The organism is Streptomyces adustus (assembly GCF_009377175.1).
Lineage (GTDB): Bacteria > Actinomycetota > Actinomycetes > Streptomycetales > Streptomycetaceae > Streptomyces > Streptomyces adustus.
Window position 1 is genome coordinate 1 of record NZ_VJZD01000238.1, and the last position, 14,166, is coordinate 14,166.

Genomic DNA, 14,166 nt, shown 5'->3' on the forward strand with positions numbered 1-14,166 from the left:
CGGGTGAAGCAGCCCCGCGACCGGGCGGGCCGGGGAGCGCCCCGGCCCGCCCGGTGTACTCCGGCCGGCTCTCTCCCGCTCCGCCCCCGTCTACCGGAATTCATTCGCAGTGTTTCGGTCTAGCCGCGCTGGTGCTGTTCTGCGCCATCGGCGTCCAGGCCTTCATGCCGGAGATGACAGGCCGCCGGACCGGCGGCATCGGCCTGCGGAGCGCCGGTAAGCCCAGAACCTGTTCCGGCACAGCGCGAAGAAACAGGAAGCCACGGATTCCCGACCGGAAACCGTGCCGCGTAGCGGCACGGCAACCAGTCAGGGAAGGCCGGAATCCTCGCCCCCCAGGGCGAGGAGCATGTCAATCCGGTCCCACCACGCCCCGGATCACGCCCAGCTCCACCAGGTCCTGGGGGCGGATGCGGAGCTGGTTCGCGGTCGCCTCGGCGTCCTGCGGCGGCCGCTTGAGAATGGCGGCCGCCGGCTCGGGCGCGATGACCGAGAAGTAACTGTCCGGCACCGCCCAGGTGTTGCCGGGCGAGGCCAGCGCCAGCGCGCCGCCGGAGCCGCCCTCGCCGATCACCAGCGTGGTGACCGGCGTACGGGCGTCGGCCACCGCGCCGAACAGTTCCGCGATCGCGGCACCCACCCCCTGCGCCTCGGCCTCGGCGTCGTTGGCCGCGCCCGGGGTGTCCACCAGGGTCAGCACCGGTATGCCGAGCCGGTCCGCGAGCCGGACCAGCCGGGCGGCGGTGCGGTAGCCGGCCGGACGGGTCGCCGTGCCGGCCTGGGCGGCGTAGGCCACGGCCCGCCCCGCGTGTTCGCCGAAGCCGCACAGCATGCCCGCGTCCCGGCCGCCGCAGCGGTCCCCGCCGAGCGCGACCCGGTGGGTGAGGTAGCCGTCCAGGTAGCTCTCGGCGCGCGGACGCCGGGCCGCGCGGGCGCGCCGTACCGCCTCCCAGCCGGTCGCCGGGAGATCCGCCGAGCCCAGCGCCCGCGGCACGGGTGCCGGCTCGGCCGACGGCGCCGTCAGCAGCCGCAGCCACCGTCCGAGCACCCCGCGCAGATCCTCCGGTGCCACGACCGCGTCGACGGCGCCTGCCGCCAGCTGCGCCTCGGCCGTGTACGCGGCCGGGTCGGCGTCCGGCGGCCGCACCCGGGACCCCGCGAAGCCGACCTGGGCGCCGGGCAGCGCCAGGATCACGTCCGCGCCCGCGCCCAGCGTGGCCCAGCCGCCGCCCGTCGTGGGGTCGCGCACCACGGCGACCTGCGCCAGACCGGCCGCCCGGGTGAGCGCCGACTGCCGGGCCACCCGCTGGAGCTGGGTCAGCGCGAACATGCCCTCCTGCATCCTGCTGCCGCCCGTGGCGACCAACGGCACGACGGGCAGGCGGTGTTCACGCGCATACGTGTACGCCGCCGCCAGCCGGTCCCCGGTGCGCTCGCCCAGCGAGCCGCCGAGGAAGTCGAACTCGAACGCGATCAGCACGGCCCGGGTGCCCTCGACGTGGGCGGTGCCGCAGACGACGGACTCGCTCTCGCCGGTGCGTGCCGTGGCGCGGGCCCGGGAGGCGTCGTAGCCCGGCCAGCCGAGCGGGCCGTCGACCGGTCCGGACTCCCGTGCCGGGTGGGGGAGTTCGGTGAAGTCGTCGGTGACGAGCGCGAGGGTCGCGCGTGCCGTGCGGCCGTCGGTCATGACGGCAGCGCCCGCTTCATGATCTTCCCCATGTCGTTGCGGGGCAGGGCGTCCAGGTAGCGGACCACGCGCGGCCGCTTGTGCGGGGCCAGCCGGGCCGCCACATGACCCGCCAACTCCTCGGCGGAGGGCGGCGCCTGTGCATCGGCCGGGACGATCCAGGCGACGACCCGCTCGCCCAGATCGGCGTCCGGCTCCCCGGTCACGGCGGCCTCGCGCACCCCCGGGTGCTCCAGGAGCGCGTTCTCGATCTCACCCGCCCCGATCTTGTAACCGCCGCTCTTGATCAGGTCGGTGGCCTTGCGGCCGACGATCCGGACATAGCCGTCGGGGTCGCGCACCGCCATGTCTCCGGTGCGGAACCAGCCGCCGGCGGTGAAGGCGGCCGCGGTGGCGTCGGGCCGGTTGAGGTACGCGGTGAACAGGTTCGGGCCGCGCACCTGGATCTCGCCCACGCTCTCGCCGTCGTACGCGGTGAGCGGGGTGCCGTCCTCCTCGACGAGCCGCAGTTCGACCCCGGGCAGCGGCACGCCGACGGTCCCGGCCCGCGCCTCGCCGTCCGCCCGCACGCTGGTGTTCATCAGCGTCTCGGTCATGCCGTACCGCTCGATCACCCGCCGGCCGGTCGCCGCCGCGATCCGCTCGTGGTCGTGCACGGGCAGCGCGGCGGAACCGGAGACGAGCAGCCGGGCCCCGGCCAGCGCCTCGGCCAGGGCGGGATCGCCGGGCAGCGCCTCGGCGATGCGGTGGTACATCGTCGGCACCCCGAACAGCATGGTCGCGCCGTCGGTCAGCTCGCGCGCCACGCCGTCGGTGTCGAACCGGCCGAGATGCCGCAGCGACCCGCCGCGGCGCAGCGGGCCCAGGACGCCCAGCACCAGGCCGTGCACATGGAACAGGGGCAGCCCGTGCACCAGCACGTCGGCGCCGGTCCACTGCCAGGCGTCGGCGAGCGCGTCCAGGGTCGAGGTGATCGCGCGGCGCGGGATGACGGCGCCCTTGGGCGGACCGGTGGTGCCGGAGGTGTAGACGATCAGGGCGGGATCGCCGTCGTCCGGGTCGGCGGCGACGGGCTCGGCCGTGGCGCGCACGTCGACGTCGATCCGTGCCAGGCCGCCCACGGCGGGCGGGAGTTCGTCGCCGGGGGCGGCCAGCAGCAGGGCCGGCTCACTGTCGGACAGGATGTGCCCGAGCTCCTTCTCGCCGGACCTGGGGTTCAGCGGCACGGCGGCCGCACCGGCCAGCAGCACGCCCACGACCGCGACGGCCGTCTCCAGCGAGGGGGTCGCCCACACGGCCACCCGGCCTGCCCCGCGGATCCGCTCGCCGACGGCCGCGGCGGCCGAGGCGAGTTGCGCGTACGTCAGGCTGCGGTCGCCGAACCGGAGGGCGGCCCGCCCGTCCGGATCGTCCGTCAGGGCCGGGAAGAGGGAGGTCACGCGGTGCACTCCTGGTGGTGAGGGAACACGTCCGGGAACAACACCTCCGTTCCTACACCAGCGGCCCCCCGATCCGGCCCCGCCCACGACTTGACGTCGGTCACTCGCGGGCGGGCCGGGGGCCGACGCCGGTCACCCGGGCGCGGCCGGCAGCACCCGGGTGCCCACCACCGTGCTCAGGTCGGGCGCCAGCCGCAGTTCCACCGACCGCAGCGCCGGATGCTCAAGCCAGAAGCGGCGCGGCAGGTCGGGGCGGCCCCCGTGCAGCGGCGGCCAGGTCGTCGCGGGGGTGAAGTCGTCGACGACGACCGTGCCGCCCGGTGTCAGCAGCCGCTCGACGTCCGCCGTCGGACCGTCCTCCTTCCCCTGCCCGCCGCCGTCCAGCACGAGCAGGTCGTACGGACCCCGCTCGCCGATCCGTTCCCAGTCGCCGGTGAGCACCTCGACGCCGGGCATTCCGGCGAACAGCCCGGCGGCGACCCGGGCCCGCTCGGGATCCCGCTCCACGCTGACCAGCCGTACGCCCGCGCCCGCGCCGGAGGCGAGCCAGGCCAGCCCGACGCCGAACCCCGTGCCGGTCTCCCCGACGACCCCGCGGGCGCCGCCCGCCAGGGCGTGCAGCAGGCGGCCCTGTTCGGGGCGGCAGGAGTACGAGAAGCCGTGGGCGCGGGCGGCGGCGACGGCCCGTTCGACGAGCGGGGGCAGGTGGTCGTGGGAGTCGTAGGCGCTCGTTCCTGCGATCGACATGCGGCCGATCCTGCCGTGGTTCAGGCCTCGGCCGCCACCAGATCGGCGACCACGCAGCCGATGTTGTCCGGGCCGCCCGCCTCGTTCGCGGCGTCCACCAGGGCCCGTACGGCGTCGTCGGGATCGGTGCGGTCGGACAGCAGCCGCCGGATCCGGTCGTCGGGGACCACCCCGGACAGGCCGTCGGAGCACAGCAGATAGCGGTCGCCGGGCAGCGCGTCCTCCAGCCGCAGGTCCGGGAGGGCCGGTGCGCCGCCCGACAGGGCCTTCCGGAGCAGGGAGCGCTGGGGGTGGGCGGCGGCCTCCTCCGGCGTCAGCCGGCCCTCGTCGACCATCGACTGGACCAGGGTGTGGTCGTGGGTGATCCGGAACAGTTCCCCCGCGCGCAGCAGATAGGCGCGCGAGTCCCCTATGTGCACCAGCGCCAGCCGGGAGCCGGTCCACAGCAGGGCGGTGAGGGTCGTACCGGTCTCGTCCGTCGAGGACACCTCGTGCACGGCGCGGGTCGCGCTCTGCACGGCGTCCTCCAGCAGGTTGAGCACGCTCCCGGCGGGCACCTCCGCGGTGTCCAGGGCCTTCAGCGCCGCGACGGCGGCCCGCCCGGCCGGTCCGCCCGCCGGACCGAAGCCGTCGGCCACGGCGAGCAGCCGGGTGCCGGCGTAGGCGGTGTCCTGGTTGGCGGGGCGGACGCGGCCGCGGTCGGAGTGGGCGCAGTAACGCAGTTCCAGCATGACGGTGTCCTTCCCGGGCGGCGCGGGCGCCGCCGCGGCGAGATGGTCGGCGAGGAAGACGGCGAGGTCCCGCCGGGCCGCCGTCTCCGCCTCGACCCGGGCCCAGTAGGCGCGGATCTCGGCGGCGGCATCCGCCGGGCCGAGGGCGCACACCCGGCGGATGCCGGCCAGCGGCATCCCCAGCCGCCGCAGCCACGCCACCAGCCGCGCCTGCTCCAACTGCGCCCGGGCGTAGTAGCGGTAGCCGGTCACCGGGTCGACCCGCGCGGGCCGCAGCAGCTCCAGTTCGTCGTAGAGCCGCAGCGCCTTCGGAGACAGCCGGGACGCCTTCGCGAAGGCGCCGATCGTCAGCAGGTCCATGTACACCTCGTCCGGTTCCCCTCCGTCTTCCTGCCACCGATGCTGGGGGCTGCCCCAGGGTGAAGGTCAAACACCTTTTTCCGCAGCCGTGGCCGCCGGTTAGCCTGCGGGGGTTCGTCCGCCCCGCCAGGAGGGAATCCGCCGTGCCCCGCATCGCACTCGCCACCTACGACCCCGGCCCGGAGCCGGGCAAGGACAGCGACCTCCCGGTCCTGGTGGAGGCGCTGCGGGCGGCCGGGGCGCAGGCCGTCGCCGTGCCCTGGGACGACCCCGGCGTCGACTGGAGCGGCTTCGACCTGGTCGTCATACGCTCGACCTGGGACTACAGCTGGCGCGCGGCCGAGTTCGCGGCGTGGGTGCGCGGGTGCGACGCGGCCACCCGGCTGCTGAACCCCGCCGACGTCGTCCGCTGGAACGCCGACAAGCGCTACCTCGGGGAGCTCGCGGCGGCCGGGGTGCCCGTCGTCCCCACCCGCTACCTCGCGCCCGGCGACCCGGCGGACCTCCCGGACGGCCACGAGTACGTCGTCAAGCCGACCTCGGGCGCCGGTGCCCGCTTCGCCGCCCGCTACACCCCCGAGGAGCGCGAGAGCGCCCTGCGGCACCTGGCCCGGATGCACGACGAGGGGCACACCGCCATGGTGCAGCCCTACGTCACCGGCATCGACGTCGGCGGCGAACGGGCGCTGCTGTACGTCGGCGGCCGCTTCCTGCACGCCAGCCGCAAGCGGGCGGTGCTGTCGCCCGGCACGGCCTACGACGCGGAGAAGGTGGCGCACCCCGGCCTGGAGCAGTGGACCGCGCCCCCGGCGGAACTCGCCGTCGCCGAACAGGCGCTGGCCGCCGTGCCGGGCGCGCCCGAGCTGCTGTACGCGCGGGTGGACCTGGTGGACGGGGACGACGGGCGGCCCAGGGTGATGGAGCTGGAACTGGTCGAGCCGAATCTGTTCCTGTTCCTGCACCCGGGGTCCGTGGACCGGGTGGCGGAAGCGGTGCTGGCGTCGGCCTGAGCGGACCGCCGGAGGCGCGCCCGGGGGATCCGCGGGCCGTCGTGGGCCGGGCGCGCGGTGGCCCGCGCCGCCTTCAGGGCGCCCCCGGGCCGGGCCGGGCCGTCGCGGTCCGCTGGAGCAGTCCCCAGGTGAATTCGGCGACGACCTCGTGCGCCGTCCCGTCCCGGTCGGGCGCGGTGAACGCCAGCCCCCACCGGGTGGGAGCCGTGCCCTGGAGCGGGCGGGCCGGGCCGAAGGCGCGGGCGGCCTCGTCGACCGTGCAGGACCAGGGGACGAGGTCCTCGACGGTGCGCGGTGCGGCACCGGGCGCGCCCGGCGCCCGTACCAGCCACTCGTTCCACACCACCCCGTCGGGCGCGACGAGGACCTCGAAGCGCAGGTCGGGCCAGAGCGGCAGCGGCCACAGCCGGGCCTCGCAGTCGAGGTCGCCGATCCGGCGGGCGACGGTGGACTCGGGCGGCCCGAGCACCGAACGGTAGCGGGCGGCCGCGGAACGGGCCCGCGGCGAGTGCAGCATGGCCTGCCAGCGCTTGTTGGCCTCCCGCATGTCGGTGAGCGAGGCGCCCAGCAGCCGGCGGGCGTCGTCCACCAGGCCGGGGTTGTGGTCGGCCATGCGACGCAGCAGGACCAGCTGGAAGTCCGCGGCGGTGAAGGGGCCGGCGGGAGGCTTCGGGGACGGCATGGCACCCATCGTCGCGCACCGCCCGCACTCCCGGGAGTCCCGGCCATTGCCCACGGAACCCCACTATGACTAGCCTATGTTCGCAATCCCGATCGGCTGTTGAAATATCGAACGTCGATCGTGAACGCCGCAGAACACCGTCGTGAACACCGTCACCTAGTGAACCAAGGGAGGGGGCCGGTCGTGGGACGACTCGTACCTGCCGTGACCCGGGCTCTCGACATTCTGGAGCTCTTCCTCGACGGGGACGGGACGCTCTCCGCCCCCGACATCGTGCGCCGGCTCCAGCTGCCCCGTACCACCGTGCACGAGCTGGTCACCACGCTCGCCGCCCGTCAGTACATCGTGCCGGTGCCCGGTCAGCCCGGACGCTACCGGCTCGGGGTGCGCCCGTACCAGCTCGGCAGCCGCTACGCCGAGCAGCTCGACCTCGCCGCCGAGGGGCAGCAGGTCGCCCGGTCGGTCGCCGAGACGTGCGACGAGACCGTGCACGTGGCGATCCTGGAGGGCACCGACGTCATCTACATCGCCAAGGTCGACTCCACGCACGCCGTGCGCATGGTGTCCGCCGCCGGCCGTCGGCTCCCCGCCCACTGCACCTCCGTCGGCAAGATGCTGCTGGCCTCGCTGCCCGACGCCGAGCTCGACTCGCGGGTCCCCGAGGACGCCGACCTCGTCGCGATGACCCCGAACAGCATCACCTCCCCGGCCGCGCTGCGCGAGGCCCTGGCGGAGATCCGTCGGCGCGGGGTCGCGGTGGAGAGCCGTGAGTCCAACCCGGACGTGAGCTGTGTGGCCGCGCCGGTGCGCGACCGGACCGGGCGGGTGGTGGCCGCGCTGTCCATCTCCGTGCCGATGATCCGCTGGAGCGACGAGCGCCTGGTGGAGCTGGAACAGCTCGCCGCCAAGGGTGCCGTGGAGCTGTCGGAGCGCCTGGGCCACCGGAGCGTGGCGTGACGGCGTACGAGGTGGCGGTGCGGGCGGAGGCGACGCTCGGCGAAGGCCCGACCTGGGACGCGGCGACCGGCCGGCTGATCTGGCTGGACATCCTGGGCTCGCGGATCCACACCTACGACCCCGCCTCCGGCCGCCGCACGGTCCGTACGACCCCGCAGCACGTCGGCGCGGTGAAGCCCCGCGCGGCCGGCGGACTGGTGCTGAACCTCCGGGACGGCGTCGCCCTGCTCGACCCGGACGGCACCCTCGGCTGGCTGCACCACGATCCCGTGCCCGGCCGCCGCGCCAACGACGCCGCCGTCGCCCCCGACGGCTCGCTGTGGGTCGGCACGATGCGCTACGACGAGGCCGCGGGCGGCGGCACGCTGTCCCGGATAGCCGGCGACGGCACGGTCGAGACGGTCCTCGACGACGTGACGGTCAGCAACGGCACCGGCTGGAGCCCCGACGGCCGCCTGATGTACTACGTCGACAGCCCGACCCGCCGGATCGACGTCTTCGACCACGACGGCGGACGGATCACGAACCGCCGCACGCTGGCGGAGATCGAGGCGGGCGCGGGCTTCCCGGACGGCCTCACGGTCGACGCCGACGGCTGTGTGTGGGTGGCCCTCTGGGACGGCGGCGCGGTCCGCCGCTACACCCCGTCCGGCGCCCTCGACCGGGTGATCACCCTGCCGACCCCGCGCATCACCGCCTGCGCCTTCGGCGGCCCGGACCTGAGGGACCTCTACGTCACCACGGCCCGTACGGGGCTGTCGGCGCCGTCCGCGCTCGCGGGCTGCCTGCTGGTGATCCCGGAAGCGGGCCAGGGCCGACCGCACCCGCCGTTCACGGGCTGAGCGCCGGGTCGGCCCGGTGCTCAGCCCGCAACGGGTCGCGGGCCCACCCGGCCCGCAGCGCCCAGCCGGTCGTGGGCCGACCTGGCCCGCAGTCCGCAGTTTGCTGTCGGACGTGGGCCGGTCCGGCCCGCAGCCCTCAGCCCGCCGTGTCCACCAGTCGTCGTTCCTCGCGTGTCAGTGGAGGGCCCGGCAGTGGGGGCAGGAGGGGGCCGTTGAGGACTGCCAGGAGGGTGGTCGGGCGGAGCAGGCGGGCGGGGCCCGCCGACAGGCTCGTCACGTCCCACAGGGCCGCCGCCGCACCGTGGGAGCCCGTCGCCGCCCGGGTCAGCCGGCGGGCGAAGCCGGTGACCACGCGGTCGCCGAGGCCGGGCCGGGCGCCGCGGGTCCCCGGGTACCAGACGTCCTGGCCGACGGCCGCCGCCCAGGCCGCGTCGACCGGCCGGGCGGCCCCGCGCTGCACCCGGCGGGCCAGCCCGACGGCGCGGACCCCGCCGCCCGCGAGTTCGCGGCGCAGCACCCGGGCGCCGAGCGCCGCCACCGTCATGCCCTGCCCGTACGCCGGGTTGAAGGTGGCCAGCGCGTCGCCGAGCACGACCAGACCCTCGGGCCAGTCGCGGACCTTCTCCAGGTACCGGCGGTCGTTGCGGGTGCTGCGGCTGAGGTGCACGTCGGTGAGCGGCTCGGCCGCGGCGATCAGCCTTCCGACCACGGGGTGGGGCAGGTCGAGGGCGTAGCGCAGGAAGCCCTCCGGGTCGGCGGGCGGCTCGCCGCCGCGCGTCCCGCCGAGGCTGACCATCCAGCGGCCGCCCTCGATCGGCAGGATCATCCCGCTGCGGCCCGGCCGGGACGCGTACGGGTCGGCCTGGACGACCGTCATGGGGAAGCGTTCGGCGCCCTCGGGGGCGCGGTACACCCGGGTGGCGTTGACGAGGCCCGTGTCCACGGTCCGTTCCCGGACGCCGGTCACCCCCAGCCCGCCCAGCCAGTGCACCACCCGCGACCCGCGGCCGCTCGTGTCGACGACGAGGCCCGCGGCGAGGTCGTACTCGTCCGCGCCCTCCGCCGCCACGCGTACGCCGCTCACCCGGCCCGCGTCGCCCAGCAGGCCCACGGCCCGGCCCCGGCGGATCACCACCCGCGGGTCCGCCGCCACGGCGACCCGCACCACCCAGTCCAACAGCGCCCGGCTGCACGCGATCAGCCGGGGGCCCTCGTCCTGCCAGCGCCGGAACCAGCCCTCGGAGGTGAGCGCCACCATGTCCCGGCCCAGGGACAGTTCGTGCGCGCCCGCGGCGAGGAGCTGCTTGCGCATGCTCACGCCCGGCACGACCTCCTCCATCGCGGCCAGGCCACCGGCCATCAGGACATGGGAGTGGCGGCCCTGGGGCAGACCCTTGCGGTGGGCCGGTCCTTCGGGCAGCTCGTCGCGCTCCAGCACGATCACTTCATCCGCACTGGTGGACAGCGCGGCCGCGGCCAGCATGCCGGCCAGGCCGGCACCGATGACGACAGCTCTGCGCGTCATGGGGCTCCTCAGGGTCGATCGGGGGTCGCCGTCACGGTACCTTCACGTACCGCGGTGACAGGTGTTGATCGGGTGAACTCCTGAGCCAGCTCGACCAGTTCGGTCAGCCCGCTGGTCCCGGAGGCCCGGGTGGCCCGCAGCCGGTACCCGCTCTGCACGTCGAAGGGCCGCGACCGCGCGGCGGCATGGCGCGCGGCGGCGGCCAGCATCGCCGCCTCCGCCGCGACCCGCGCCCGGTGCGGGGTGCGGCCCGCGCGCAGGGCACCGTCGAGGGCCCGTTCCCGGACCCGGTCGTCGAAGTAGGGGGCCAGTGTCAGCAGCGCGTCGTGGATGGCGACCTCGCGCCACTGCAACCGCTCCCGCGGCAGCCGCCACCAGGAACCGGGCGGCGGCGGGGCGGTGGAGGCGAACCGCAGCGCCGACCACAGCGGCCCCAGCGTCCGCAGGTCGCGCAGGCTGTGCCAGTGCGCGGCGACCGAGGGCCCCAGGCGGGGCAGCACGAACCCCACGGAACAGGTCAGCGCGCCGAGCGAGGCCATCGGCGGGGCGACCGCCGTGGACAGGAAGTCGAGGTCGTGGCCCGCCCAACGCGCCACGACGGCCGTGTACTTGGTCAGCTGGAAGCCCACCAGGTCGAGCATCGAACCGATCAGGATCAGCCGCAGTCCGGTGCGCAGCAGCCCGGTGACCTCGCGTCCCCACTTGACGCCCACCGCGCACAGCCCGACGGTCGCGACGCTGTGCCCGGCCAGATAGAGCACGATCATCTCGCGCATGTACGGCGTACCGGCGTAGTAGGTGTCGAGGTCGGTGAGCCGCTCCACGGGCGCGTCGGCCAGCGCGAACAGCACGACGAGGGCGACGATCAGCATCGCGTACGCGGCGACGGCCCGCAGCACCATGCGCCGGACCCGCTCACGGGACCCGCCCCGCCAGTTGATCAGCAGGACGAACAGGGAGCAGCTGTAGGCGGAGAGCATGCCGTAGGTGAGCGGGGCGCCGAAGTTGGGCACGCCGGTGAGGTCGTTGACGGCGGCCAGGGTCAGCGGGGCCGAGCAGACGAGGACGAGCGAGGCGAGGGCGAGGGCCGCGCACGTCGACACGGTCAGCGGGTTGCGCACGGCCCGTACGCCCGCGCGCGGCCGGCGGAACAGCACCGCGCCGGACAGCCCGAGGCCGACGGCGGCGACGTAGAGGACGACGTTCATGCGCTGCCCGAGGTGGTCGCACCGCACACCCGGGCGGCCGCGACGAGCGGCGAGGAGGCGAGCGCGTCGGCGATCCGCACGAGCGCGTCCGGGCCGGGCGTGCGGTCCGCGATCCAGCCGGTCCCGGCGGCCTGCGCGAGCGGTCCGGCCCGGTGTTCCTCCTCCCGTACGGCGACCGTGATGACGGCGGCCCAGGCGACCGCCTCGGCCTGCTCGGGATCGCCGCCGGTGTCCGCCAGCGCGGCCTCGCGGGTGCGGTCGTACAGCCCCCGGTCGAAGAGCGCGTCCAGGTGGCCGAGCGCGTTGTGGATGCTGGTCCGGCGCCAGATCAGCCGGGTGGTCGGAGAGGACCAGCGGGGCCGGGGCAGCCGCAGCGCGCGCCGGGTGAGGACGTCGTCGAGCTCGCGCTCCAGCGGTTCGAGCCGGGCGTACGCCCGCCGGGAGCTGTGCCACTGGGTCAGCCGGGGGCCGAGCAGCGGGATCAGGATGCCGGTGACCGTGGTCAGGGCGCCCAGTCCGGCGGCCGCCGTCGAGACGGTCGTGCCCAGGCCCGACCAGTCGCGGCCGGACCAGCGGGCCGCCACCGCGGCGAGCTTGGTCACGCTGTACCCGGCGTTGCACAGCGTGCCGATGCCGAGCGTCACCAGGCCCGCGCGCAGCCAGCCGCGTACGTGACGGGCCCAGCTCAGGGACGACACCATGGTCACGACCGCGGCGACGAGATGCCCGGCCAGGTAGAGCACGATCATCTCGGCGATGAACGGGGTCGTCGCGTAGTAGGTGTCCAGGTCGGTACGGCGTTCCACGGGCGCGTCGCCGAGCGCGAACGTCCCGGCGATGCCGACCAGGACGCAGGCGTACGCCACCACCCAGCGGCGGGTGGTGCGGTGCACGTGCGGGCCGCCCCGCCAGTACACGATCAGGATCAGGGCGGCGGCGCTGTACGCGGTGATCGACGCGTACGTCAGCGGGGCGGCGAGGTTCGGCACCCCGCTGATCCGGTTGACGGCGCCGACCGTCGGCGGGGCGCCCAGGAAGAAGCAGGCGCCGGCCAGGCCCAGCACGACACAGATGGCCCGCAGATAGGGGTCGCTGCGGTGCCGCATCAGGTCGGGGGCCTTGACCACCAGGCCCAGCCACAGCACCCCACAGCTCACATAGTTGATCAGGCCGCTCATCCTCGTGTCCCGCGGTAGTTGAGGGCGGCTCCGATGCGCCCGGACAGGTCGTGGGTGCCGTTGCTGTCGGCGGCGTACACGGAGTCGGCCGGCGCCTCCAGCCAGGTGCGCAGCCGACGGCCCATCAGCATGCCGAACTGGTCGGCCTCCTGCTCGTCGGCGAGACTGAAGTCCGTCCGCGCCGCGACGAGTCGGGGGCTCTCGCCGTCGACTTCCGTGTCCGTGCCGTCCGTTCCCTGCCGGTGCATGTGCCACACCTCGTGACAGAAGATCACTATCTGGTGCCAGACGGCGGCCCGCTTGTCGATGACGACGTCGTCGTGGGTATGCCCGTCCAGCCACAGCCCGCTGGCGGTGTGCGGCGGGAAGACCCGCCGGTGCACGACGACCTCCCGGCCCCGCCACTGGCTGACCGACTCCACGAGCGCGTCGAAGAGGTCCCCGGGGTCGGCCGGGATCGGGATCCGGATGGGATCGATGAGCGTGCCGGCGAGCCGGCGCATCTCCCGCTTCGTACGCACCGTCGAAATATGCCGGGAAAGACCCCGCTTCAGCTACCCCACCTCCGGTGCGGAAAGCGGCGGACCGCCCGCCCGCACACCCGCCGGCGCCGCCGCGCGGGCGCGTACCGCGTCGATGTCGTCGGGTCTGCGCAGCTCCCGGGAGACGGCCCCGATCCCCTGGAGCAGATCGGTGGCGTCCGCGTCGTCGCTGCTGCCGTCCCCTTCCGGCCGCCCCCGGGAGCCCTCGACGGCGTCCAGGATCGCCACCGCGGCGGCCAGCGTCTCGGCCCGCCGCGGCGGGAACCCGAGGGCGCGGGCGGCCTCGTAGGCCCGGCCGCGCAGCTCCACGTCGATGTGCCGGGCCAGCGGCAGCAGCACGTCGCGGATGAACGTCTCGCGGCGGGTCAGGCGCAGTTCGGCCGTGCCGCGCGGCAGTCGGGGCACGCCGCCGCCGGCGACCGAGCGGGTCAGCAGGTACAGCGGCCGCAGCTCGCGGTGGGCGAGCCGGAGCCGCCAGCGGTCGTGCAGATACTGGCCGACGTGCGGCAGGATGAAGCCGACCGCGATCGCGATCGCCGACAGACAGGCCACCGGAGGCGCCACCCCGGTGCTCAGCAGGTCGAGGTCGTGACCGGTCCAACGGGCCACGACGGCGGTGGACTTGGACACGTCGAAGATGAGGTTCAGACCGTAGCCCGCGCCGAGGAACGTCAGTCCCCAGCGCAGCCAGGCGTCCAGCCCGTCGGTGCGCACCCAGTTCCACAGCAGCCGGGACGTGATCAGCACCGCCACGGCGTGCGCGAGCAGATACAGCACGATCATCTCGCGCATGTACGGCGTGTTGGCGTAGTAGGTGTCGAGGTCCGTGAGCCGCTCCACCGGCGCGTCCGCCAGCGCGAACAGCACCCACAGCACCACGATCACGCCCGTGTACCCGAGGACCACCCACCGCATGGCGCGCCGGGTCTCGGCCGAGCGGTCGGACAGGCCGTTGCGCCAGGCGATGATCAGCAGCAGACAGGACCCGCAGAACGCGGTGAGCAGCGAATACACCCAGGGCGCGGAGATGTTCGGCACGCCGGTGACCCGGTTGGTCCAGGCGATCGTCGACGGCGCCACGAACACGAACACCGAACAGGCCAGCAGCAGCAGCCCGCCCACGGCCCGCAGCAGCGGGTCCTTCCACAGCCGGATGATCGTCGGCAGCTTGATCAGCAGGGCGACCGTCAGCACGGCGGTGGGGATCCAGAAGGAGATGGAGAAGCCGCTGCCGCCTGCCATCTCTCCCCCTTCCCCC

Annotated in this window: 13 protein-coding genes; 3 read left to right on the top strand and 10 right to left on the bottom strand. The window is 74.9% G+C overall.

Annotated features, from left to right (window positions below):
- Window positions 1-352: 352 nt before the first annotated feature.
- The 4 genes from FNH09_RS37110 to FNH09_RS37125 all read right to left on the bottom strand — a co-directional run bounded on the left by FNH09_RS37110 (window position 353) and on the right by FNH09_RS37125 (window position 4,964).
- Entirely contained in the window at window positions 353-1,687 is a 1,335-nt protein-coding gene (locus FNH09_RS37110; protein WP_152894280.1) for a carboxyl transferase domain-containing protein, read from the bottom strand.
- On the bottom strand, window positions 1,684-3,126 hold the full coding sequence (locus FNH09_RS37115) for an AMP-binding protein (RefSeq protein ID WP_162469678.1): 1,443 nt from the start codon (window positions 3,124-3,126) through the stop codon (window positions 1,684-1,686). Before FNH09_RS37115 ends, FNH09_RS37110 begins: the two co-directional genes overlap by 4 nt.
- Before the next feature lie 132 nt (window positions 3,127-3,258).
- Complete coding sequence (locus tag FNH09_RS37120; protein ID WP_152894281.1) at window positions 3,259-3,873, bottom strand: O-methyltransferase; 615 nt, start codon at window positions 3,871-3,873, stop codon at window positions 3,259-3,261.
- Window positions 3,874-3,893: 20 nt separating this feature from the next.
- A complete protein-coding gene (locus FNH09_RS37125) occupies window positions 3,894-4,964 on the bottom strand; it encodes a MerR family transcriptional regulator (protein ID WP_152894282.1) in 1,071 nt (356 codons plus the stop codon).
- A gap of 143 nt (window positions 4,965-5,107) precedes the next feature.
- Between FNH09_RS37125 and FNH09_RS37130 the strand changes: the two genes are divergently transcribed.
- Window positions 5,108-5,974 (top strand): ATP-grasp domain-containing protein, encoded by an 867-nt coding sequence (locus tag FNH09_RS37130; protein WP_162469679.1) that lies wholly within the window; start codon window positions 5,108-5,110, stop codon window positions 5,972-5,974.
- Window positions 5,975-6,047: 73 nt separating this feature from the next.
- On the opposite strand, the gene FNH09_RS37135 is transcribed toward FNH09_RS37130, so the two are convergent.
- A complete protein-coding gene (locus FNH09_RS37135) occupies window positions 6,048-6,656 on the bottom strand; it encodes a hypothetical protein (protein WP_420802820.1) in 609 nt (202 codons plus the stop codon).
- 183 nt (window positions 6,657-6,839) lie between these two features.
- Between FNH09_RS37135 and FNH09_RS37140 the strand changes: the two genes are divergently transcribed.
- Together FNH09_RS37140 and FNH09_RS37145 are read left to right on the top strand one after the other, a co-directional pair.
- Window positions 6,840-7,613 (top strand): IclR family transcriptional regulator domain-containing protein, encoded by a 774-nt coding sequence (locus tag FNH09_RS37140; RefSeq protein ID WP_162469680.1) that lies wholly within the window; start codon window positions 6,840-6,842, stop codon window positions 7,611-7,613.
- Entirely contained in the window at window positions 7,610-8,455 is an 846-nt protein-coding gene (locus tag FNH09_RS37145; protein WP_162469681.1) for an SMP-30/gluconolactonase/LRE family protein, read from the top strand. Before FNH09_RS37140 ends, FNH09_RS37145 begins: the two co-directional genes overlap by 4 nt.
- A 136-nt stretch (window positions 8,456-8,591) precedes the next feature.
- On the opposite strand, the gene FNH09_RS37150 is transcribed toward FNH09_RS37145, so the two are convergent.
- From FNH09_RS37150 to FNH09_RS37170, 5 genes are read right to left on the bottom strand one after another with little or no spacing between them, the layout of a single operon-like run.
- Window positions 8,592-9,980 carry an FAD-dependent monooxygenase gene (locus tag FNH09_RS37150; protein ID WP_152894285.1) on the bottom strand — a complete coding sequence of 463 codons (1,389 nt, stop codon included), beginning with the start codon at window positions 9,978-9,980 and terminating at the stop codon, window positions 8,592-8,594.
- Between the two features lie 8 nt (window positions 9,981-9,988).
- Entirely contained in the window at window positions 9,989-11,188 is a 1,200-nt protein-coding gene (locus FNH09_RS37155; protein ID WP_152894286.1) for an MAB_1171c family putative transporter, read from the bottom strand.
- Entirely contained in the window at window positions 11,185-12,366 is a 1,182-nt protein-coding gene (locus FNH09_RS37160) for an MAB_1171c family putative transporter (protein WP_152894287.1), read from the bottom strand. The genes FNH09_RS37155 and FNH09_RS37160 overlap by 4 nt, the downstream gene beginning before the upstream one ends.
- A complete protein-coding gene (locus tag FNH09_RS37165; protein ID WP_162469682.1) occupies window positions 12,363-12,887 on the bottom strand; it encodes a toxin in 525 nt (174 codons plus the stop codon). Before FNH09_RS37165 ends, FNH09_RS37160 begins: the two co-directional genes overlap by 4 nt.
- Window positions 12,888-12,920: 33 nt before the next feature.
- On the bottom strand, window positions 12,921-14,150 hold the full coding sequence (locus FNH09_RS37170; RefSeq protein WP_152894288.1) for an MAB_1171c family putative transporter: 1,230 nt from the start codon (window positions 14,148-14,150) through the stop codon (window positions 12,921-12,923).
- Between the last annotated feature and the right edge of the window lie 16 nt (window positions 14,151-14,166).